General features: G+C 54.2%; 19 protein-coding genes. 15 read left to right on the top strand and 4 right to left on the bottom strand.

The window, feature by feature from the left end:
• The first annotated feature begins 219 nt into the window (after nucleotides 1-219).
• On the top strand, nucleotides 220-1,509 hold the full coding sequence (locus DFER_RS06940; RefSeq protein WP_015810908.1) for an enolase C-terminal domain-like protein: 1,290 nt from the start codon (nucleotides 220-222) through the stop codon (nucleotides 1,507-1,509).
• Between the two features lie 5 nt (nucleotides 1,510-1,514).
• On the opposite strand, the gene DFER_RS06935 is transcribed toward DFER_RS06940, so the two are convergent.
• The 3 genes from DFER_RS06935 to DFER_RS06925 form a co-directional block, all read right to left on the bottom strand.
• The gene (locus DFER_RS06935) at nucleotides 1,515-2,393 is read right to left on the bottom strand and encodes a sugar phosphate isomerase/epimerase family protein (RefSeq protein ID WP_015810907.1); all 879 of its coding nucleotides are present in this window, start codon (nucleotides 2,391-2,393) and stop codon (nucleotides 1,515-1,517) included.
• 58 nt (nucleotides 2,394-2,451) lie between these two features.
• Nucleotides 2,452-4,014: a carboxylesterase/lipase family protein gene (locus DFER_RS06930; RefSeq protein WP_374754554.1), complete on the bottom strand. Its 1,563-nt coding sequence runs from the start codon at nucleotides 4,012-4,014 to the stop codon at nucleotides 2,452-2,454.
• Between the two features lie 241 nt (nucleotides 4,015-4,255).
• Entirely contained in the window at nucleotides 4,256-5,137 is an 882-nt protein-coding gene (locus tag DFER_RS06925; protein WP_015810904.1) for a phytanoyl-CoA dioxygenase family protein, read from the bottom strand.
• Between the two features lie 159 nt (nucleotides 5,138-5,296).
• Here DFER_RS06925 and DFER_RS06920 point away from each other — a divergent pair, with 159 nt between their 5' ends.
• From DFER_RS06920 to DFER_RS06855, 14 genes are all read left to right on the top strand, one after another.
• Nucleotides 5,297-6,163: a helix-turn-helix domain-containing protein gene (locus tag DFER_RS06920; protein WP_015810903.1), complete on the top strand. Its 867-nt coding sequence runs from the start codon at nucleotides 5,297-5,299 to the stop codon at nucleotides 6,161-6,163.
• Nucleotides 6,164-6,252: 89 nt separating this feature from the next.
• The gene (locus DFER_RS06915; RefSeq protein WP_015810902.1) at nucleotides 6,253-6,450 is read left to right on the top strand and encodes a hypothetical protein; all 198 of its coding nucleotides are present in this window, start codon (nucleotides 6,253-6,255) and stop codon (nucleotides 6,448-6,450) included.
• A complete protein-coding gene (locus tag DFER_RS06910; protein ID WP_015810901.1) occupies nucleotides 6,450-6,824 on the top strand; it encodes a hypothetical protein in 375 nt (124 codons plus the stop codon). Before DFER_RS06915 ends, DFER_RS06910 begins: the two co-directional genes overlap by 1 nt.
• Nucleotides 6,825-6,938: 114 nt before the next feature.
• A complete protein-coding gene (locus DFER_RS06905; RefSeq protein ID WP_015810900.1) occupies nucleotides 6,939-8,402 on the top strand; it encodes a Gfo/Idh/MocA family protein in 1,464 nt (487 codons plus the stop codon).
• 180 nt (nucleotides 8,403-8,582) lie between these two features.
• Nucleotides 8,583-9,890: a purple acid phosphatase family protein gene (locus tag DFER_RS06900; RefSeq protein ID WP_015810899.1), complete on the top strand. Its 1,308-nt coding sequence runs from the start codon at nucleotides 8,583-8,585 to the stop codon at nucleotides 9,888-9,890.
• 35 nt (nucleotides 9,891-9,925) lie between these two features.
• Nucleotides 9,926-10,840, top strand: coding sequence for a glycoside hydrolase family protein (locus tag DFER_RS06895; protein ID WP_015810898.1), 915 nt, complete (start codon nucleotides 9,926-9,928; stop codon nucleotides 10,838-10,840).
• Between the two features lie 178 nt (nucleotides 10,841-11,018).
• On the top strand, nucleotides 11,019-11,678 hold the full coding sequence (locus DFER_RS06890) for a hypothetical protein (protein ID WP_143828684.1): 660 nt from the start codon (nucleotides 11,019-11,021) through the stop codon (nucleotides 11,676-11,678).
• A 43-nt stretch (nucleotides 11,679-11,721) separates the two neighbouring features.
• The gene (locus DFER_RS06885) at nucleotides 11,722-12,645 is read left to right on the top strand and encodes a hypothetical protein (protein WP_015810896.1); all 924 of its coding nucleotides are present in this window, start codon (nucleotides 11,722-11,724) and stop codon (nucleotides 12,643-12,645) included.
• Nucleotides 12,646-12,696: 51 nt separating this feature from the next.
• Nucleotides 12,697-13,281, top strand: coding sequence for an RNA polymerase sigma factor (locus tag DFER_RS06880; protein WP_015810895.1), 585 nt, complete (start codon nucleotides 12,697-12,699; stop codon nucleotides 13,279-13,281).
• Entirely contained in the window at nucleotides 13,268-14,605 is a 1,338-nt protein-coding gene (locus DFER_RS06875) for a hypothetical protein (protein ID WP_015810894.1), read from the top strand. Before DFER_RS06880 ends, DFER_RS06875 begins: the two co-directional genes overlap by 14 nt.
• A 150-nt stretch (nucleotides 14,606-14,755) precedes the next feature.
• The gene (locus tag DFER_RS06870) at nucleotides 14,756-15,967 is read left to right on the top strand and encodes a Gfo/Idh/MocA family protein (RefSeq protein WP_015810893.1); all 1,212 of its coding nucleotides are present in this window, start codon (nucleotides 14,756-14,758) and stop codon (nucleotides 15,965-15,967) included.
• The gene (locus DFER_RS06865) at nucleotides 15,943-16,986 is read left to right on the top strand and encodes an FAD:protein FMN transferase (RefSeq protein WP_015810892.1); all 1,044 of its coding nucleotides are present in this window, start codon (nucleotides 15,943-15,945) and stop codon (nucleotides 16,984-16,986) included. Before DFER_RS06870 ends, DFER_RS06865 begins: the two co-directional genes overlap by 25 nt.
• Nucleotides 16,987-17,251: 265 nt before the next feature.
• Complete coding sequence (locus tag DFER_RS06860; protein WP_015810891.1) at nucleotides 17,252-20,365, top strand: SusC/RagA family TonB-linked outer membrane protein; 3,114 nt, start codon at nucleotides 17,252-17,254, stop codon at nucleotides 20,363-20,365.
• A 21-nt stretch (nucleotides 20,366-20,386) separates the two neighbouring features.
• The gene (locus DFER_RS06855) at nucleotides 20,387-22,138 is read left to right on the top strand and encodes a RagB/SusD family nutrient uptake outer membrane protein (RefSeq protein WP_015810890.1); all 1,752 of its coding nucleotides are present in this window, start codon (nucleotides 20,387-20,389) and stop codon (nucleotides 22,136-22,138) included.
• An 89-nt stretch (nucleotides 22,139-22,227) separates the two neighbouring features.
• Here the strand turns inward: DFER_RS06855 and DFER_RS06850 are convergent, their stop codons facing one another.
• On the bottom strand, nucleotides 22,228-22,926 hold the full coding sequence (locus DFER_RS06850) for a hypothetical protein (protein ID WP_015810889.1): 699 nt from the start codon (nucleotides 22,924-22,926) through the stop codon (nucleotides 22,228-22,230).

The raw sequence follows: 22,926 nt of genomic DNA, 5'->3' as shown, positions 1-22,926 counted from the left end.
ATTGAATAGTATTGGTTTTGTCATTTAGGATTGATATGGTTAGTTATTTCAAAACCTGTTATTCGTCCAATAGTAATTCAAAAGCAATCCATGCTGACCATACCCGACAATTCTCACCCAGTCACTCATTCACTCATTCCCCGTTCCACGGCGGCTCATTCAATCATTCATTCATTCATTCATTCATTCATTCATTCATTCAATCATTCAAAATTAAAAATGCCACTCATCCAAGAAATCCACATCACTCCCATTGCCATCGTCGATCCGCCGTTGCTGAATGCTGCCGGGCTGCATGCGCCTTATGCGCTGCGGACGGTGGTGGAGATTGTTACCGACGACCGCATTTCGGGCATTAGCGAAATCCCCGGTAATGCGGACATCGATGCTGCGCTGGAAGAAGCGAAAGCATTGCTGATCGGCCGCGATCCTTTTAACCTGAATGTGATCCGGCAGGTGCTTGCGGGACATTTCGGGACGGAATCGGCCGCTGCGCGCGGGGATGCGCCCTGGGACCAGCGGAAGCTCGTGCACATTTTCAGCTCGGTGGAAGTGGCCTGCCTGGACATTATCGGCAAAATCACCGGTCGTCCGGTGGTCGATCTGCTGGGCGGGAAAATGCGGGATAGGGTGCCTTTTTCCGCTTATCTGTTCTACAAGTTCGAGGGCGCTGGCGGCCCGCTGGGGTTTGGGACGGACCCGTATGCAACTGGCTGGGCCGCAGCGCGCCAGGCTGCCGCGCTCGACCCCGAGAGCATCGTCGAGCAAGCGCGTGCGATGTGTAAAGAATTTGGTTTTCAGTCCATTAAATTAAAAGGAGGCGTTTTTGAGCCGCGGGTCGAGGTAGATTCTATGCTCGCATTGCACAGGGCATTCGGGCCTGCCGTACCGCTGCGCGTCGATCCGAATGCGATTTGGGAAGTGGACACGGCGATCCGCTACGGCCGAGAGCTGAAAGGCATTTTGGAATACCTCGAAGACCCCGTGCGCGGACAGGAAAATATGGCCAGAGTCCGAAAGGAACTTGGCATTCCCCTGGCTACCAACATGTGTACCACGTCGTTCGGCGACATCCCGAGGAGCATTGAGCTGGGCTCGGAGGACATTATCCTCAGCGATCATCATTTCTGGGGCGGCCTGCGGGCGTCGATGACGCTATCGGGCATTTGCGAAACATTCGGGCGCGGACTTTCCATGCATTCCAACAGCCATTTGGGCATATCGCTTGCTGCCATGGTTCACCTCGGCGCGGCGCTGCCCGGCGTGCCCTATGCGCTCGATACGCATTATCCCTGGCAAAGCGACGAGGTGATCGTCGGCGGACGGATTCAGTTCGACGAAGGCAGTGTGGCCGTGCCCACCGGCCCCGGTTTGGGTGTGGAGCTGGATCGGGCGGCATTGCAAAAACTACATCAGAATTACCTCGAATGCGGCCTTAAAAAGCGCGACGACGAGATTGAAATGCAAAAAAAGGTGCCCGGCTGGGAGTTCAAGGCCGTGCGCTGGTAGCAGCGTCAATATTTAGCCATCATTTGGTCGAAAACCTTGCGTTGTTGTTGCAGGGCACTGATTTTGTCATCGGGATTGGTGTGGCATTCGAGCAATACCCAGCCTTTGTAATCCATTTTGGCAAGATTGTCGATCAGTTCGGGGTAGGGGTAATCGGTGCGGTCGAGCTCGCGGACGTGGCAGGTATCGCCAAAATACTTTTTCACGAGGTCGAAATTGTATTGAAAGCCCTCGCCATTCAGGTCCTGCTTGTTGCAGTTCCAGCAGATTTTGGCATTCTTATGATCGGCATAATCCATGATTTTGCGGATGTTGGGCAGTTCCTGGGTCTCTTCGCCATGCACTTCGAGCCGCAGCTGCTGACCAAAATCGGCCGCGTATGCCGCTAACGCGTGCAGCGAGAGCCCGATTTGCTCCAACGTTTTTTCCGTTGGGACTTCTTTGTGTAACGCATTGGGTTTCACTTTCACGCCCGTACCGCCTACGTCGGCGCTGAGGCGGATGAAGTCCTTGGTCTTTTCGATGGAAGCTTTGAGTTTTTCCTGGTCGGGATAGTCGTATTGCTGGTTCGTACCGAGGCCCACGATCTTCACGGGGCTGTCGGCAAACTGTTTTTTTACCTCTTTCCGCTGCCCGGCTGTGAGGTCGGGCATGACCTTGTGCGCGTGCTCCACACGAAGTTCGACGCCGGTAATGTGTGTGTCAGAAAGGTTTTTGATCAATGTCGGCACATCCCAGTCCTTACCCCACAGATAGGTCACGAAGCCGAGCTGCATTTTGGGTTTTTTCCAAATATACGGGCTGGCTTGGGTCAGGTCGGGCAGGAGCGCGGCCCCGGCCGCAATGGAGAGGTTTTGAAGGAAAGTCTTTCTGTCGATGCGCATGGGAAGCCGGTTTGGATTTGAATGGTTACACTCGCTTTAAGCCGGCTGTCCGTCAAATCTACCGCCTCGCGGCCTGCTCGATCAGAAAATCGAGTGCGGGCTGTTCGGTCAGCGGCGCAGCTTTGATGTCCTCGCCAAGCAGGATCATTTGCGGTGCATTGGCGTTAAATGCAGGCCATTCGGGCAGTCCCCGGCCATTAGGGTTCCCGGTTTTGATGAAATTCACCCAGTATGCCGACATTACGTTAGCGATCTGATCGTCGGTTGCTTCCAGCGGGCGCAGGGTGCGGTCGATAAACCGGAGGTTGTCGTACGCATAAGCCACCTCGCCGGTGTGGAATGCCCCGTACTGCGCGTAAATGCCCGTCGCGGGCAACTTGCGGGTGAAGCGGTAGAGATAGGCCGGCTTGCCCTGGGCAGCCTGCGCCTTGGCCCACGAGTAGTTTTGAACTCCATAACTCATGTCGCGGGCCAGTTCGTTCTGCGAATGGGCGGCCTCGGCGTCTGTTTGGGCGGGGTAATGCTGAAAAAACACCTGCGCCGCCGGGCCGTACTGCTGGTTATATTGTGCCTGAAAATCAGCGGCCGTTTTCGGTTTCGCTATTGCGTTTTCATTCTGGTTCCAGCCGGTCAAAAGCACCACGGGATTTTGCTTCCCGGCTGCGTAAATGGCGTCGATCGGCTCGGGGACGACCAGTCCGTCGGTAATCGGGCCGCGGTAGGTGGTCACGTTTTTCAGGATATCTTCCGCCGGAACCTTGCGCAATGCGGCCAGCGAGCCGGCATTCAGTTTCTCCGCGGCTTTCAGTCCTGCTTCTTCTGCTTGTTTCAGCGAAGGATAATTCCTGCCGAAGCCCGCGCCGCTTTCCGCGATCGCCTTGTTGAATAAACCCTTCGCCTGGGGGCTCACGACGAGGCAGTTAACGCTCATCGACCCCGCCGATTGCCCGGCGATAGTTACATTATCAGGGTCGCCACCGAACTGGGCAATGTTTTTTTTCACCCATTTCAAAGCCGCGATCTGGTCCATCAGGCCATAGTTACCAGACGCGTTTTTGCCCGATTCCTTCGTCAGTTCGGGGTGCGCAAAAAAGCCGAATGCACCCACCCGATAATTGATACTGACAAAAACAACGCCTTTCCGGGCCGTCGCTTCGCCGTCATAAATGGCACAGCCAGCGCCGCCGCTCACGAAACCGCCTCCGTAAATCCAGACCACCACCGGTTTCTTTGCCGACGTTTTCCCCTGTTTTTCCGCCCATACATTCAGGTAAAGGCAGTCTTCGCTGATAGGCGTTTTTGGAATCAGGAACTCCGCGCTCCACATGCTGAATGGTACCGGCTCACCCTGCACCGGACTGGGCCCGAATGCATTACAGGCCCGCACACCGTTCCATTTCTTTACTGGCTGAGGCGCTTTCCAACGGAGATCACCCACCGGGGGCGCCGCAAAAGGAATGCCTTTATAGATACTCACCCGCCCGTCGCTACTGACGGTCCCGGAAATCTTCCCACCCTCCACGCGCAGCGTGTCAGCAGCAAAAGCAGCGAAGTGAATGCCGCAGGTCGCGGCCAGGAGCATTGTCCTACACAAAAACAAGGAAAGGTATTTGATGCGCATCGGATAGTCGTTTCAGAGCGTAATTTCGATTTTATTTTTGAGATGTTTGCGCTCGCGCTCCCGAATTACCGCATTCTGCATCAGCTCGGCTTCTCTTGGTTTTTGCAGGAGACGGAACGGCGGTCCCAGGATTATCTTTCAAACGGCTGCTTTCCGGCAAAAAAATAGCTGCCCTCCAAGGAAGGCAGCTATCCGGTTAAGCGTGTGTAGAATTTGTGTTTCGGGATTAGGAATAGTAGCGTTATGCGTTGTAAAGGAGCGGGAAAAATTGTCCTTCTAATGCTTGTCCTTTCGGAATGGCTGGTACGCCGTCGAGTAGCGGGGCGTCCGTATCCGAGGCGGTGCCGTCGGCGAAAACGTTCAGTACAAAGGCCCGGCGCGACCGTTCGGAGCGGTTTTCGTAGGAGCCGTGGACGGTGAGCGGGTGGTGAAAGCTGCCATATCCCCGCTTCATTTCAATGGGTATCGGTTTGAATTCCGCTTTTTGCTCTTCGGTGAGGTATTGCATGAGCCCTTCCATGTCGCCGGCCAGCTCAGGCTTGTCGAGCAGGCCCCAGCGATGGCTTTTGGGTACATAATACAGGCAACCGTTCTCAACCATCGAGTCGTCCAGGCCGGTCCAGCAGGTGAGGTGCTGCATCGGTACCGAGCGCGTCCAGTAGGAATAATCCTGGTGCCATGCTACCACTCCGCCGTGGCGGGCGGGCTTGCAAAACAGCTGGTCGTGCCAGAAACGGACGGGCCTGTTGCCGAGCAGCTGGCTGGCAGCCATCACGAATGCCGGGTTCCAGAGCACATCGTGAAAGCCTTCGGTGACGCGCCAGGCGCCCAGGGCGTGCAAAAGCACGGCATTCGGGTCGGCCGATTCGTTGGAATGGAATTCGTAATATAAATGATGCCCGGGGTGCGCGGGGTCGGTTGTAACGGCCAGTTCCTTATTCAAAGCATCCACCTGCCAGTTGTCCAGCAGTTTGATGTTGGAGAGATAACCGTTTTCGTGGAAAAACGCCACCTGCTCGTCGCTCAGGCGGTATTGTTCCCATTCTTCCTTGCTGGAAGGCTGTTTGAAAAGGTCGGAAATCAACTCATGATGCCTCGAAAGGTCCCGGATCGCTACTTCCATAATTTTTGTTCGGGATTAGTTATAGCGATGCAAATATGACGGATGTCAGGATTTAAGCAGGTTGCCGATTTTGATCAATAACTAACTTATTTTGTAATAATATTCATGCTTAATTGTAAATGGATTGTCAAATAGGGTATAAATCCTAATTTTAATGCGATGAAAGCACAATTCGAAGCATTTCAGCCGCTACCCGAATCCTCCTTCCGCATCTTCGGCTACGAAGTGAAGGAGTTTGATGCGCCGTGGCATTACCATCCCGAATATGAGCTCACGGTGATCCTGCAAAGCGAAGGTATCCGCTACGTGGGCAACAGCATGGAAAGTTTCGAGGCCGGCGACCTGGTGCTGCTGGGGCCGAACCTGCCGCATTGCTGGAAAAACACGCCCGACAGCGTCGGCCCGGCCAGTTCCATTGTGGTGCAGTGGCCTGCGGAATTCATGGGAAGCGGCTGGCTGAATGTGGAGGAGTTCAAATCGATCCGCCGGCTGTTACAGCTGGCCACGCAGGGAGTGCGGTTCAATCAGGAAGTGTCGGCCCGGGTGCTGCCCATGCTGGCCGCGATGCTGGACATGCAGCCATTTCCCCGGCTGATGAAGTTCCTGGAAATCCTGGAACTGCTGGCGACAGTGAAAAGCATCCATTTGCTTTGTGAACAGGGATTTACGCACCCGCTCAATTATGAAGATAACCAGCGGATCAACACCGTGTACAACTACATCCGCGAGCATTATGCCGAGCGCATTACGCTGGCTACGCTGGCCGGGCTCGTGCATATGAGTGAAGAATCATTTTCACGGTTTTTCAGCCGGACCATGCAAAAGCCGCTCTTCACATTCCTGAATGAGTACCGCATTAATATGGCTTCCAAAATGCTCATCGAAACCGACATGCAGGTCGCCGAGATCAGTTTTGCCTGCGGATATGAAAGTCCGCCCTTCTTTTTCAGGCAGTTCCGCAAATTCGGCGGCATCACGCCCGCCGCCTATCGCAATCAGTTCCGCACGACGGAAGCCGAAGGATAAATGGTGGTGAAATATTTGTGTTTAAAGTTTTTTAACCGGGGAAGAAGAGATACTTTCAGGGCATTAATCAACTAAACTCACACTTCATTATGGAAATTGCTGATATGCTGTCGACGGCCATCCTGGTCATAACGGCCATGCTGATTCTCTTCAAACTTACCCGCTGGGTTTACAATCTGATTTACGGGGACATCGTCCTCACCAACCCCAGAACCGGAAAATCGGTGACGTTGGGACGGCACCACCGGGATGGTCTTTCCAAGGAAATCCAAGATGTTCTTGACTAATGCCCAGGCGGCCAAACCCTCCGGTAGCCTATCCAAAAAGTAAAGCCATTGCCACCATTACCACCGCATTGAGCGCGATCATATTCAAGCTGCCGGACGGCATATACAAAGAGATCCTGCTTGTTATGGTTGGCCTGTTGGCTTATTTTGTGTACCATGTTTTTGTTCTCGTAAAACGCTTTGCTCTATCTGAGATGGCGCATTGGGTGTCGCTTGCATTCACCGAACGAAAAGTGTACCGCTACATTCGTGAGCTGACCATCGAATACCACGCCCCGGATACATCTCCCGAGCGGCTTGCGGAAATCAAATGCGAGATGAAACGGTACAGGGACCAACTGGCTCAAAAGCGTTTTGAAAACCTCTCACGGTAGTCATTATCGGACATTCAGAGTAAAAACTTGAAAAAAAGTACTTAACCTAGTAGTAAATTGAGGTGAAGTACCTGTAATCTGTATATCCGTTTCCTAAATCAAAAAATCACGTACATGGAAAAAAAGAATACCGTTCAAGAGCAACCTTCTTCTTCGCGGAGGGATTTCATTAAAGCGGCCGCGGGTACTGCCGCCGGCCTGATGATCGTTCCCCGCCACGTGCTGGGCAAAGGCTATGTGGCACCCAGTGACAAGCTGACGGTTGCAGGAGTAGGGGTGGGCGGAAAAGGCACGTCCGATATCGCCAATTTCTTCAAAAGCGGTAAAGCCAATATCGGCTACCTGTGCGATGTGGACGACAGACGTGCAGCGACCTCCGTTAAAAATTTCCCGCAGGCTAAATATTACAAGGACTGGCGGGAGATGTTCGAAAAGGAATCCAAGAATTTCGATGCCGTGTCGATATCGACGCCCGACCATACCCACGCGGTAGTTGCTATGGCCGCCATGCAGCTGGGCAAGCACGTGTATGTGCAGAAGCCCATGACGCACGATATTTACGAGGCGCGGATGCTTACCGAAGCGGCCGCCAAATACAAGGTTGTGACGCAAATGGGCAACCAGGGCGCTTCGGGCGACGGTGTGCGCCAGCTCCACGAATGGCACGACGCCGGCATTATCGGCAATGTGCACACGGTTTATATCTGGACCAACCGGCCAATCTGGCCGCAAGGCATTCCCTGGCCTACCGACAAGCCCGCCGTTCCGGCTGAGCTCGACTGGAACCTGTGGCTCGGTACGGCTCCGTACAAAGATTATGTAGATAACCTCATTCCCGGCAGCTGGCGCGGATGGTGGGATTACGGCACCGGTGCATTGGGCGACCTGGGCTGCCACCTGATGGAAGCGCCATTCCGCATACTCGACCTGAAATACGCGCTCGATATGCAGGCTAGCGTCGGCAGCGTGTTTACGGCATTTGGTAAAAGAGGCATTTTCCCCGACAGCTGCCCGCCGTCAAGCCACGCTACTCTTACTTTCCCGAAAACACCTAAAACCAAAGGACAGGTAACCATGCACTGGATGGACGGCGGCATCAAGCCCGAGCGTCCCGAGGAACTGGGACCGAACGAACTGTTCGGCGACGGCAACAGCGGAATCCTTTTCGTAGGAACGAAGGGTAAGATGATGGCCAGCGAATATGCCGCCAATCCACGATTGCTGCCGCTTTCGCGCATGGAAGAGGTGAAGGTGAAGCAGAAATTCGCACGCGTGCCGGGCTCGGCCGACGGCCACTACGCGCAATGGGTGGAAGGATGCATTGCCGGTTACGGCAAAATGGAGCTCAGCTCGCCGTTTGAAAAAGCCGGTCCGTTAACCGAGGCGATCCTGATGGCCAACCTTGCGATCCGCGGAGCAGATATGCCTAAGCCGCGCGCCACAGGCAATGGCTACGACTATCCGGGTGCTAACCTGAAAATGTTGTGGGATTATAAAAATATGAAAGTCACTAACTTCGATGAGGTGAACCAGTGGGTGAAACGCAACTACCGCGAAGGTTGGAGCCTGGGCGTTTAACCTGAAAGTCAATGAGCGAAGAGCCCTTTTGCACGAGCAGGAGGGCTCTTCGCATTTTCCATGGGGACATATTTCTGAATCAAATTTCTTTACGGCTGTCGCGCTGCGTAGCCTGAACCGGTCATTGGGCCGTATTCCTTGTGAACGATCCTCAATCCGGCGCCAGCTGGTTTTATTAGTATGTATTTCAAAATCAGCATTTCAAAATTGATTTCGGCGGGCGCGCTCTCGCTGTGTGCGCTGGCGGTATCCGCGCAAAACGCCGCCTTGTACGCACCCGGAGACAATCCCGACCGCATTGTACTCAATGTCACGGCCGATCCGTCGACCTCGATGGCGGTGAACTGGCGGACGTCCGATTCGGTCGCCGAAAGCTTTGCTGAAATTGCCGTGGCGGAAGCCGATCCGCGTTTTGTCTCGAAAGCTCAGAAATTCAAGGCACGCACTGAAAAGCTCGTGTGGCAGGACACGCCGTCGGCCAGCTACCATTCCGTGGTGTTTGAAAACCTGCAACCTGCCACCAAATACGCCTACCGCGTGGGCTGCGAGCAGGGTTGGAGTGAGTGGATACACTTCACCACCGCCGGCACGCGTGACCAGAAATTGTCGTTCATCTACTATGGCGATGTGCAGGTGAACATTTCCTCGCTATGGTCGCGGGTGGCGCGCGAGGCGTTTGCCAAGGCGCCCGACGCACGCCTGGCCATCTACGCGGGCGACCTGATCAACAAAGCCAACCGCGATGCTGAATGGGGCGACTGGTTCCGCGGCGGCAGCTTCATCCACGCCATGATCCCCGCTTTCCCTACGCCCGGCAACCACGATCACTACGAAACACCCGAGGGCATCAACACCACGTCGGTATTCTGGCGGCCGCAGTTTACATTGCCCGAAAACGGCCCCAAAGGCTTGGAAGAAACCTGCTACTATGCAGATATTCAGGGCGTGAGATTCATTTCGTTAAACTCCGATCAGGTGGATGTTTCGGAGCAATGGGCAGAGGTACAGAAACAATGGCTTGAAGGCATTCTCAAAAATAACCCCAACCGGTGGACGGTAATCACTTTTCACCACCCCATTTTTTCACCCAAAAGCACCCGCGACAACAAGCGCATGCGCGAAACTTTCAAACCGCTCTTCGACCAGTATAAGGTAGACCTCGTGCTGCAAGGCCACGACCACACTTATGCCCGGGGCATGGCCAACATTCCGATGACTGGAAAAGGGGCACCGTCGGGTACGATGTATGTGGTGTCGGTGAGCGGCCCGAAAATGACCGGCTCCAATGTCGACCGTGCGGCGTGGATGGACCGCTCGGCGCTTTACACCCAACTGTTTCATGTAGTAAATGTAGAGGGAGAAAAGCTTTCTTTTGAAACATATACCGCCACAGGCGAGCTTTACGACGCTTTTGACCTGATTAAACAAAAGAACAAGGTTAACCGCATCGTCGAACGCATACCGGCCAACGTTGCCGAGCGCCGCTAGCCGTCTCCGTGCATTACATAGCTTTTTGACCATCCATGAAACGCATCATTCTTTTCCTTTCGCTGGCATTGTCGGGCGCGGCATTGGTAACAGCCTTCCGCTCGGCGGCCGTCGAGGAATTCCCGGCCGAGATCATCAAATTTAAACCCTATGCCGGTAATCCGCTTTTCGCAGGCACCGGCGACCCTAAAACCTGGGACGAAAAAATACGTGAGCGGGGCTACATTCTCCGAGAGGGAAGCAAATATTATATGTGGTACACGGGCTATACCAAGGCATCGGGCAATGACATGAAATACCTGGGCCTGGCCACCTCCGACGACGGCCTGAAATGGACGCGTCATCCGGAAAACCCCATTCACACGACCCTCTGGGTGGAGGATATGTGTGTTTTGAAAGAAGGGAATACCTACTACATGTTCGCCGAAAGCAAAGATGACATTGCGCATTTGCTCACCTCGACGGACCGCATCAGCTGGAAAGACCAGGGGGCTATCGACATCCGGCTTAAAAACGGCTCACCCATCAGCAAAGGCCCATACGGCACGCCCACGATCTGGAAGGAGAACGGCACGTGGTACCTGTTCTACGAGCGCAATGACGCCGCCGTGTGGCTCGCCACCAGCAAAGACCTGAAAACGTGGACCAATGTGCAAGACGAACCCGTGCTGGACGCCGGCCCCGAAAAGTACGACGCCTTTGCCGTGGCATTCAATAAGATTATCCGGCACAAAGGCTTGTATTATGCCTACTACCACGGTTCGGCGTTCAAAGACTGGCGGGAATGGACGATGAATGTGGCCGTTTCGCGAGATCTCATCCATTGGAAAAAGTACGCGGGAAACCCCATTGCCGGGGATAATGCGTCGAGCGGATTTCCAGTGTTCGATGGCAAGCAATATCGCTTTTACACCATGCACCCGGATGTGCGCGTCTATTTTCCGGAATAGCACGCGCGGTTTTTGTACTTTTAAGGCATTGCAACCTGTTGATTATGTGGCTGCAATGCTTTTTTTGTAGAAATACATGAAAAAAAGGCATGGAAGTCGCCACGCGGGGAATGCGCCGGGGTGTCTTTGTATTCGAAGCTGCAAATGCAGTTTCACGCTTATGAAAACGACACCCGTTATGAAAAGATTTTGGTCGATAGCTTGCCTCGTGTTTCTTGCCGCATGGCAAATCAGCTGCTCGAAGGACGATCCCCAGCCGGAGCCAAAGCCCGAGCCCGTGAAATTGAACAAAGACTCGGTCATGTTTGCTTCCTATTTTCCGCAGTACGTCGCCGAAGCCTACCGCTTCAATGGCAAGGATTCGGTGGACATCATGAATGAGGTGCCGCTTTTCAATACCTACCGGAATTCCGTGAGCCTCCAATTCTTTTTCACAAACGGATACATTAACTTCTGGTCGCTGAGCCCGCTGGCCAATACCGAATTCCCGGGCACGGCGCTTACCTTCAACATGCAGATCCGCACCAACCAGCCCACCGGGCTGCGGGTAGCGTGGGACGAAGAAAAGGAAACGCTCGTCGTGGAAAGCGTCAGCACGAGCTCCTACCTGCCGATGATCATTCCCGGGAAAAAGGCTTATCTCGACCCCGCCACATTCAAATACTGCCGTACGCGGCAGGACGCGCAGGCATCGAAAGTGAAACCGAAGATGGTTTTCGTGTACGACGACGAGGACCCGAAGCTGGGCAAGGTCACCTACAAGATTACATTGAAACCGCTGTACGAATATTACCGCGAGGAATACCAGCAGACCTACGCAAAATTTGTCGTATTTTAAATCCAAACCGGGCACCGGCAACGGTGGAGAGAACGCTAAGACTATGAAATCCCTCGCTCTGATATTCACTTGCGCATGGGTGCTTTGGGGCTGCAACAACCTGAACGACCTCCGACCCACCGGTCCCGACCCGGCGATTCCGGAAGAGGCCGTGAATGTGGTGAAGGCAAAGTTTCCCAAAGCGGAGGAACTGGTGTTCAAACCCGTGATGAAGGACAAAATCTGGGAAGTGAGGCTGAAATCGGAGGCCGACCGCTACATCTCCCTGGTGGATTATGGCAAATTGTGGGAGACCTATAAGATCATGCCCGACGGCGTGCCAGCCGCATTGCAGGCATCATTGCAAAAAACAGTGTTTGCCGCGGGTACTCTATCGGCCTACACGACGGCATTTTTCGCGACGAGCGCCAATAACAAGCTGGTTTTCAATTATAAAGGAGGTAACTATTCGTTTGAGTGGAACACTGGAGGCAACGCCAGCTGGGCCACGTTTGACCGCTCGCTGTACCGCCTCACGACCTACGATGTAGTGGAGCTCCCGGCCTTCGTTGCCGACACGCTCCGGGCCATTCCCACGATGAAATACGTGAAAGGACAAACGTGGGTGATCATGGACGATTCGAGGCTATACCATGTGATGGGCGATACCTGGAACGGTCAGATGAGCGAAAGGATATCCATGCTGTTCAATAACGACGGCAGGCTTGTTTGGAGCAGCACCAAATTCACCGAACTCGGCGTGACGGGCGCCAGTTCGAATATGCAGACCGTCCCGGCGCCCATTGAAGATTACCTGAACAGTCAGGACGAGCTGAAAGGATTTACGTACAACCTGAAACTGGTGAGCGATTACCGCGGATTAACTTCCTACTACATCAGCCTAAGCTACGCAAATGGCCGCTACGACCTGTATTTCGACAAGGATTTTAATGTAGTTTACAAAAAGTGTTATATGACATTTCAATAAAAAATATAAATTAACTAAGTTTATTGTAGTTCCTGAACCGACGTTCCCCTGATGAAATTTTTTCGCTCTAACAAATACGACAGCCTCGCCTGCCTCGTGAGAGCCTGCCAAAAGCAGGACCCGAGGGCGCAGACTGCATTTTACGAGCGATACAAAACGCGGATGACGGGAATATGCCGCCGGTACGCGAAAACGGTGGCCGAAGCGGACGATATTTTCCAGGATGCATTTGTGAAGATATTCAACAGCATCGGCGACCTGAAAGAACCCGAGGCGGCCGACAGCTGGGTGAAAGTGACGGTGATCCGGACGGCCATTAATTATTACAACCGTACCACACGCCACGAAGAGCTGCACAGCTCGCTGGACGGCGTGGAATGGCATATGGAATCGGACGATTACGTGCGGATCATCGACCAGATGAACGTCCGCGACCTGGTGGATCTGATCAACGAGCTGCCCGACCGTTACCGGACGGTAATCAATATGCACCTGATCGACGGCTATACACACACTGAAATTGGTGAAATATTGTCCATGTCGGACGCGACGGCGCGGTCGCAGTTTATGAGAGGACGTAACCTGCTAATGAAAAAACTCGAAAAAAAAGGGATAGTGCATCATGAAAACTACTGAGGACAAACTGAACGAAGCCCTGCGCAACGTCCTCAAACGTAAGTTTGATGACTATGAAGAGCGGCCCGCCCCGGACGCGCTCGACCGCATTCGCGCGCGCGCGAAGCCTGCGCGAAGCTGGAAATATTGGTGGTTCGCCGGCGCATTGCTGCTGATTTCCGGCTCGGGAATCGTGCTGAACCGCTATACAAATGATGACGCAGCACCGGCAGGCATCCGGGAAAACGTTGCCGCCAAGGCACCGGAAGAGACGAGGGCCGCCATATCAACTCCGGCCGAAATGCCGGCAAATACAGCGGTTAGCGCAGCGCAGCGCATTAGTCAGCTATCGACGCCTGAAAAAGTATTGAAAGAAAGGACAACGGCGGCGATACCGAATGCGTCGGCGCGTGGTAAGGGTATTTTTATAAACAAACCAGTCAATAAAGTACGGGCGGGAGTGCATCAGGTGCCTTCCGGCAACGATGGGGGCGCCACTGGGGGCGGTACGGCGCAACTTGAACATGCCGATCCGGGAATGCAGTTGGACGCTTCGAATGTCGCGGCAGCTCCCGACATAGCGGCAGCGCTCGCCGATGAAATAGCCATACAAGCAGGCCCGGTCGTTCACATCGCGCCGCTGGAAGAATTGGCCGCAATGCCCCGCACCGAGGCGGGCATTCCGCTGCAACTCCGTGGCGTGGCCGTGCCGGCTTATAAACCGGCGAAAGTGATCGTGACCAACCCGGCGAAAGTGGCCTGGCTGTTGAATGCGTCGGTGCTGCATTCGTACCAGATATTGACCGTGCCATCGTCGGCAGCGAAGGATTTTCAGAATTTCAGTTTCCCGTCATTGTTCACGGCCCGGTCGCTGGGGTACAAGCTGAGCGGCGGTGTGGAACGGAATGGCATTCAGCTGCAATTGCATTTCAACAGCTTCAAGCAAACGTATTCGTACGAAGTCGCGAACAACAATTACCTCGTAAAGCCCGACGACAAGGGCCAGTACCAAACCGTTCGCCAGGGCGATCGGATCGAGGAAAACCGGCAGTTTTCAATGCTCGGCATCAGTTTGGCCAGGCAGTTTCGCTGGGGGCATTCGCCGGTAAGCCGGTTTTATGCCACTTTCGGCGCCGAGTATTCGCGTGATCTGAGCAGCAGCCAGAGCCTCGGCTGGATCAATCTGGGGCTTGGAAAGCAGTTTGCGGTCAGCCGCAATACGGCATTCAGCATTGGGCCTTACGCCGAGTTCAGCCCGGTGAAGGTGAGAGGTACCGCAAACCCGTTCTACTATCAGCCGTACCGCGTGGGCATCTCGGCCGGACTACGTTTTGTCCGTCCCTGATACGACGCGGTTTTAGAGCCCGGCAGCAGGCTGCCGGGCTTTTTTTGTAATCCATATTTTTTTCTGCGAGTGATTCATTTTCAATATGATTTAAAAATTCATACATTTACGGGCACGTGCCCGTAAATCTTTTTCAACCTATTCTGACCCATGACCCAGCAATCCGCTTCCAGAAGAAATTTTATCGCTACCGGCCTGGCCGCAGTGGCGGGATTATCCGTATTTCCCTCGGCGTTCGGTACCCCCGTGCGCCCGGCTGACAAGATCAGGCTTGGGATCATCGGCACCGGGTCACGCGGGGCGGGGCTGGCCACGCTTATCCGTGAAATGCCCGATTACGAACTTGTAGCCTGCTGCGACATTATTCCCGAAAATCTCCAAAAAGGCCTGAGCCTGGCCGCGAAAAACGCCAAGGGTTACGCCGATTACCGTAAGCTGCTCGACGACAAATCCATCGACGCCGTGGTGATCGCCACGCCTTTGTACCTGCATTACCCGATGGCCGTGGCCGCATTGCAGGCAGGTAAGCATATTTACCTCGAAAAATCCATGACGTACGACATTCCGCAGGCAATCGACCTGGTGAAAAAGGTGAAAGCGTCGGGACTGGTTTTTCAAATCGGGTATCAATACCGGTACTACGGCCTGTACCATCGGGTGAAGGAAATCATGAAGGAAAACTGGCTGGGCAAGATCACGCATTTCGAATGCCAGTACAACCGCAATTCCAACTGGCGCTTTCCGGTAAAGGACCCGAAAATGGAGCGGGCGATCAACTGGCGGATGTACCGCGAATACTGCGGCGGCCCGCTTTCGGAACTTTGCGCGCACGAGATTGATGTCGTGAACTACCTCACCGACAGCCGCCCTGTGAAGGTGGTCGGCCTGGGCGGTATCAACTACTGGAAGGACGGCCGCGACACGTACGACAATATCCGAACGGTGTATGATTACCCGAACGGTGTAAAGGCGAGCGTTACTTCGGTGCTTTCCAATGCCTACAATGGTTACAGCATCCGCATCCTGGGCGACAAGGCTACCGTTGAAATCCTTCGCGACAAGGCATTGATCTACCCCGAAACGATCAATAATGCGAAGGGCACCGTGGACGGCGTCACCGGCGCCACGATCGCGGTGACCACGCAAGGAAAAGGGGTGGAGGTAAAATTCGGCAAGCCCGGCGAAGCGCAGCTGGAACCGACGGTTTTTGCATTGAAGGACTTCGCCGAATGCGTGAGGAACAAAAAGGAACCGATATCGAACGTCGAAACCGGCCGTGACGGCTCGATCGCCATCCATATGGGCAACGCCGCGGCGGACACCGAAACGGTGCAGCTATGGAAACCGGAATACTCAGCCTGATGGGCAAATACCGGCATAGGGCTGGGCTAGCGATGGTACTGATGTGCCTGTCAATGAGTGCGTTAATGCCTGACAAACTGCGCACTTTCCAAATCACCGGCGAGGCGCAGGGGACCACCTATGCCATTACTTACTATGCCAAACGGCAGCTGGCTACCAAAAGGGAGATCGACAGTGCTTTTAAAAGCCTCGACGCGTCCCTGTCCATTTACGACCCCAGCTCGCTGATCAGCCGTTTCAATGCTTCCCAAAAGGGCATTGAAATGGACCTTCATTTTTCGAAGGTGATCGCAAAATCCTTGCAGATCTATCGCGAAACGGGCAGCCTGTTCGATATAACGGTGTACCCGCTTGTGCGCGCCTGGGGGTTCGGCACCGCGGCCCCGGTGGCCATGCCCGACAGCGCCAGCATCCGTACGCTTTTGGAATGTGTAGGTTCGGATAGGCTGGAAATCCAGGGTAACCGGCTTTTGAAAACTGGACCGTGCGTGCAGGTCGATGTGAATGGGATCGCGCAGGGCTATTCGGTAGATGTCATTGCGCGGTTTCTGGAAGCGAGAGGCATTGCCGATTACATGGTGGAAGTGGGAGGGGAGATCCGGACGCGCGGCCTGAAACACCCGGGTGGAGAGCCGATGCGGATCGGGATTGAAACACCCTCGGCGACCGGCTTTGCCGCGCCCGTGATCCGCGAGGTGATCAGCATTGGCGACGGGGCCGTTACCACGTCGGGCAGCTACCGGAAGTTCCGCGAATCGGGCGGTGTGCGGCTTTCCCACATCATCGACCCGGCAACTGGCTTCCCCGTCCGGCGCGAGATCATCAGCGCAACCGTAGTAGCACCCGACGCGATCACCGCCGACGGTTTCGACAATGCACTGCTCGCTGCTGGCATCGACGGGGCGTTTGAAATACTCAAAACTCATCCTGAAATGCAGGTCTACCTGATCTACAAAAAGCCCGACGGCACAATTGCGGACACGGCTTCCGCTGGCTTTGGCCGCTACATTGTCCGCTGATCACGCGGGCAGCCTGTTTTCCCTTTCTTCCTCATAATCAGCAATTCCCGGTTTCGAGAACGTTATCGGTATTATTTCCGCTGTTGTGCATGGATACCTATCAAAATCCTTGTAACATTGCCATAAGCCAAAATTAAATACTGCCGGATGCGGATAATGCATCCAAATCATCTTCGCAGCCGCATTGCGAAGCAAGATTTGCCGTGCCCGGATTTTTTGGCCTCGCCCTCGGGAAATTCATTTTCAATTCCTAACCAACAACTTTATGCATGTAAAATTACCCACCCATCCATGGGCCCGTATTCTCGTCGTTTTGGCATGGCTCGCCCCGCTGTGGCTGCACGCCCAGAATCCAAAGGACGTTACCGGTGTGATTACCGACAGCCTCACCAAACAGGGCCTGCCCGGCGTGACCGTCGTGGTAAAAGGAACGCAGCGCGGCACCACCACCGATGCCGATGGCCACTATGCCGTGCAGGCGGCGGCTTCCGACGTGCTTACATTCAGTTATGTCGGTTATGTGATGAAAGAAGTGCCGGTGGGTAATCAGTCGGTGATCGAAATTGCTTTGCAGCCGAGCACCAATGCCCTCGACGAGCTGGTGGTGGTTGGTTATGGAACAATGAAAAAAAGCGACCTCACCGGCGCCGTGATCCGCATTGATTCTAAAACCTTCAAAAATCAGCCGATGACGCAGCTCACCGACATGCTTACGGGAACGGTAGCGGGTTTCAATGCGAACCAGGCCACATCGGCGGCTGGCGGGAGCTCGCTGCAAATCCGCGGCCCGAAATCGCTCACGGCCAATTCGAGCCCGATGGTGGTAATGGACGGGGTGATTTTCAACGGAAGCATTGCCGATATCAACCCGGCGGACATTGAAACGATGGATATTCTCAAAGACGCCAGCTCGGCGGCGGTGTTCGGTGCGCGCGCGGCCGGGGGCGTGATCCTGATCACGACCAAAAAGGGTGCTACCGGCAAGCCGGTGATCAACGTGTCGGCGAACGTGGGCACGGCGCAAACTACGAACGAATTCAAGCCGTTCGATAAAGACGGTTACCTGAGCTTCCGCCGGGACCTGCTCCGGGCGACTAACCCCGACCGGCCATCTTTTTACTACGATAACCCGGGTACGCTACCGGCTGGTGTGAGCCTCGAACAGTGGCGCACCGCAAGTAACAACCCGCAAACGGACAATACCCAGGAATGGCTCAGCCGCCTGCGCTTCTTCCCGATCGAAACTGAAAACTACCTCGCGGGCAAAACCGTGGATTGGTACAAAGAGGTGATCCGCACCGGCTTACGGCAGAATTACGATGTCAGCATCGGCGGCGGATCGCAGAATGTGACCTATTACTGGTCATTGGGATATCAAAACAATGAGGGCGTGCTGCGCGGCGATAAGTTTTCGACGATCCGCTCGCGCCTGAATGTGGATTTCAAGGTCACCGACTGGCTCAATGTGGGCGTGAACACGCAGTTCGCCGACCGAGACGAGAGTACCGTAGCCGCGTCGCTTGGCCAAATGTACATCATGAGCCCCTATGGTTCGATGTTTGAAGAAAACGGAGATGTGATGTGGTTTCCCAACAGTTTCGCAGTGGCCAACCCGCTGATCAACTATTTTGGTCAGGACCGGATGAAGAAAGTGAATACGCTTTTTGCTTCGCTGTATGGTAAAATCAAGCTCCCGTTCGGATTTGACTACAAAATAAGTTTTCAACCGCGTTATGAGACGTCGAAGGACTATAACTATTGGTCCCCCAGCACGATTGACGGTGGCTCCACGCGCTCGGGCGGGTACGGGACGCGGGCGGACGCATCCGCGTATGAGTACATCCTGGACAACCTCCTGCATTGGAACAAGCAATTCGGGATTCACCAGTTCGACGTCACCCTACTGTACAGCGCCGAGCGCAACCGCGGATGGTATTCCAGGATCGCCAACCAGGGCTTTGTACCCAATGGCAACCTGGGCTTCCACGGCATGCAGTACGGAACAAATCCCGCCATGGAAACCAATGATACGCAAATCACCGGCGACGCAGCCATGGCCCGCCTCAACTACACGCTGCTCGACAAGTATCTGATTACCGCCTCCGTTCGCCGCGATGGCTTCTCTGCATTCGGTACCAAGCAGCCGCGCGCCGTTTTTCCCGCAGCAGCCATTGCCTGGAAAATATCGGAAGAGAAGTTTTTTCAGCTTGATTTTGTGAGCCAGATGAAACTTCGCTTGTCGTGGGGTGTGAATGGTAACCGGGATATCGGTGCTTATTCGGCCCTGGCGCAGCTGCTTTCGGCCATGTACTACGACGGTACCAATGTGCAGGTGGGCGTGTACAACACCTCGCTGGCCAATCCGAACCTGGTTTGGGAAAAGACGAAGTCGATCAACCTGGGTATGGACCTGAGCCTGCTTAAAAACCGGATCGACCTGAGCGTGGAATATTACGATATGACCACCACCGACCTGCTCATGAGGCGGCTCCTGCCCGAAATCACGGGTTTTAAGGACATTACCACCAACCTGGGGCTGCTCGGGAACAAGGGTTTTGAAATGACCATCAACACGGTGAATACCGAGCGGCCCAATTTCTCATGGCGCAGCGGACTGGTATTTTCATTTAACCGAAACAAAATCAAGCGGTTATTCGGCGATTACAAGGAAGAAACCGTGGATGGTAAAACCGTGACGAGGGAGCTGCCCGACTATTCCAACGAATGGTTCCCCGGCCAGCCCATCGACCGGGTTTGGAACTACAATGTGACGGGCATCTGGCAGACGGCTGAAAAGGACGCGGCGGCGGTATACAAATTGCAGCCCGGCGATTTCAAGGCAGTGGATGTGGATGGAAACGGCAAATACGAGGCGTTGATCGACAAGCAATTTATCGGCTACCGGCAACCGCGTTTCCGGATCGGTTTGCGGAACGAGTTTACATTCTTCAAAAACCTGACAGCCAGCGTATTCCTCAGGAGCGAACTCGGGCATATGGCACCGTTTGCGGAAGGTTTGCGCACGGGCGGTGCCGATACGTACGACCGCCGGAATACAAACGATTTTCCCTACTGGACACCCGAAAACCCGACCAACGATTATGCGCGGCTGAACACCAACACGAACGTGTTCGGCGGGGGGATCAAGGTTTATAAAAAACTTTCGTTCCTCCGCGTTCAGGACGTGAATGTAGGCTATTCGCTACCTTCTGAACTTTCCAGGAAGCTGAAAGTGAGCAGTGTGCGTGTTTTCGCATCTGCCCGCAACCTGCTCACATTCACCCGGTGGCCAGGCTGGGACCCCGAGGCCTGGGATACCGAAGGCAATAACTTGCCAATGCCGAAAAACTTCACGGTTGGCTTCAACCTGTCATTGTAAAACCGCCATTCACCTTGCATTATGAAGCTATTTAAATACCTCATCCTTTTTACGCTGCTGCTCAGCCAGTCGGCGTGCGATAAAGACTGGCTGAAACCCGAGCCGCTGTCGTTTTTCAGTCCGGAGAATGTGTTTGTGGACAAGGCCGGCATGGAAGCGCTGCTGATTACCATGCGCAAAGACCTCAAAAACGAGAGTACCGGCACAATGCCCAACCTCACAATGGAATTTGCCGCGTCGGATCTGGCATCGCCGTGGTCGCAGCTCGATTTCTACAACCTCACGCCGAACACCGATCAGTATTACCGCTTCCTGACGATGTTTACGGTGATTTATTCTTCCATCAAAAACTGTAATGTGCTCATTAGCAGGATTGATGACATTAAATGGGCATCGGACCAGGAGCGCAACGCCATTCTGGGCGAGGCGCTATGGCACCGGGCTTACTGGTATTACCGCCTCGTGAATTCGTATGGCGATGTGCCGTTTCTGAGTGGTGAAATCCAGGAAGCGAAGCTCGATTTTCAGACGCATAGCCGCTGGACAATCCTGGAAAAGATCAGAACGGATGTAGAGTTCGCCGCCGAATGGCTGCCGGCCACGGCCAAGCCGGGGGTAATCACCAAAGGCGCCGCCAATCATTTGCTGACGAAAATCTATCTGGCAAACCTGGAATTCGACAAGGCGATCGAAGCCGCGACGAAGGTGATCAATGGCCCTTACGCGCTCATGACCCAGCGATTCGGCATCGATGCCGCGAAGGGCAACCGTAACCTCATGTGGGACCTGCACCGGCCCAAGAATTTCAGCATTACGCAAAACACCGAAACCATCCTAGCGGCGATCGACCGGTACGAAGCGCCCCCCGCCGCACGGTCGGTAGGATTGTACACCATGCGACTCTACAACTGCCAGTGGTTCCAGCCGCAGGTGCTCGACAGCCAGGGCAAGCCGGGCATGGTAGCGAGCGGGCCGATGTATGATTCATTGGGAAGAGGCAATGCAAATATCAGACTTACAGGTTATTATCAATATGATATCTGGTCGTACAAGGGCGCTACCTGGCGCAACACGCCCGATTTGCGGCGCGCGGATATCAACTGGGTGGACATTCATGAGCTGAAATACAACAATCCCGCGTCGGTGGATTTCGGCAAACCAATCAATACCAAATTCCTGGCCGCGCAGGTGGATACCTTCAAGCACGTATATGCGATGCCGCATTACATTATGTACAATCCGCAGGACGATCCCAAGGCGGTACCGATGGGCGGTAATGGCGACTGGTATATTTTCAGGCTAGCCGAAACCTACCTCCTGCGTGCGGAAGCCTACCTTTGGAAAAACCAGCTCGGCCTCGCTGCCGACGATATCAATAAAGTGCGCCAGCGCGCCAAAGCAATGCCGGTGTCGGCAGGGGAAGTGACCGTCGATTTCCTGCTGCACGAGCGTGCGCGGGAGCTTTTCGCCGAAGAACCCCGGCATTCGGAGTTGGTACGGATTTCCTACATCATGGCCAAAGCCGGTTTGAACGGTTACAGCCTGACCAATTTCAGCGAGAAGAATTTCTACTTCGACCGGGTGATGAAGTATAACAATACCTACGAAAAGAAGATCCAGCTACTCGGCAACACGGCAAATATGGCGCCGTTCCATGCCCTGTGGCCGATCCCTTCACTCGTGATCACCGCCAACACCAAAGGCGTGATCAACCAGAACATTGGCTACGACGGCGCGAACAGAAACGTGCCGCCGCTGACGAAAATCGAGTAGCCTGTAAGCGTTATCACGCGAAATGCCATCACACGAGTTCATGTGATGGCATTTTCGTTTCAGTAGAAAGCTTTTTAATGCAATACTTTTCAGTACAAAATTGGCTTGCGGGAAACATACAACGTTCCGCTTCTGATTTTGTCGTCGCAATATTCGAATGTCACACCTTGCCCGCAGAGCGGCGCCGAACCTGTCACGTACAACCGCGACGTTCGGTCGAAACTAATGCTGATCAGTTGATGATCCGCGGGCAGCGTCAACCTGGTGCCGCTTTCGGATTTGATCCCGATCGTTTGGAGGTAACCTTCGGCCGTCTGGATCATGTCGATACCGAACTTGATCCCGTTGCCGGAATATGCATAATTAATCGGCACCTGCCAGCCGTCTTTGGCCATACTGCCGCGCGCTCGCGCCCAGGTAAGGCCATTGTCGAGGCTGCACCAGTAGGGTTGAATGCCGAATGCATTGTCGCGCGTCGTGAAACTGCCCCGCTGTCCTTCCATGGCAAACAATGTGTCCTCACTTTTTATGAATGCGAAAAGGCCGACGCCTCCGTCGTAGTTGCTTGCCTGCCAGGTTTTGCCCTGGTCGGTGGTGACAAATATCTTGAAACCGGTGGTGATTACCAGCGTATCGTCGATGTTCCCGTGCACGGCCTTGATTTCCCGGTTGTCGGGGGCGCGGAGCACGTACCAGTTCGGGTCTTCGGGTTGCGGCGTATCTTTTTCCTCTTTTTCGCAGGCAAACAGCAGTAGCAATGAGGCAAGAAATGGTAGAAATTGTCTCAT

It is taken from the genome of Dyadobacter fermentans DSM 18053, from assembly GCF_000023125.1.
Lineage (GTDB): Bacteria > Bacteroidota > Bacteroidia > Cytophagales > Spirosomataceae > Dyadobacter > Dyadobacter fermentans.
This window is presented reverse-complemented; position numbering and strand designations above follow the sequence as displayed.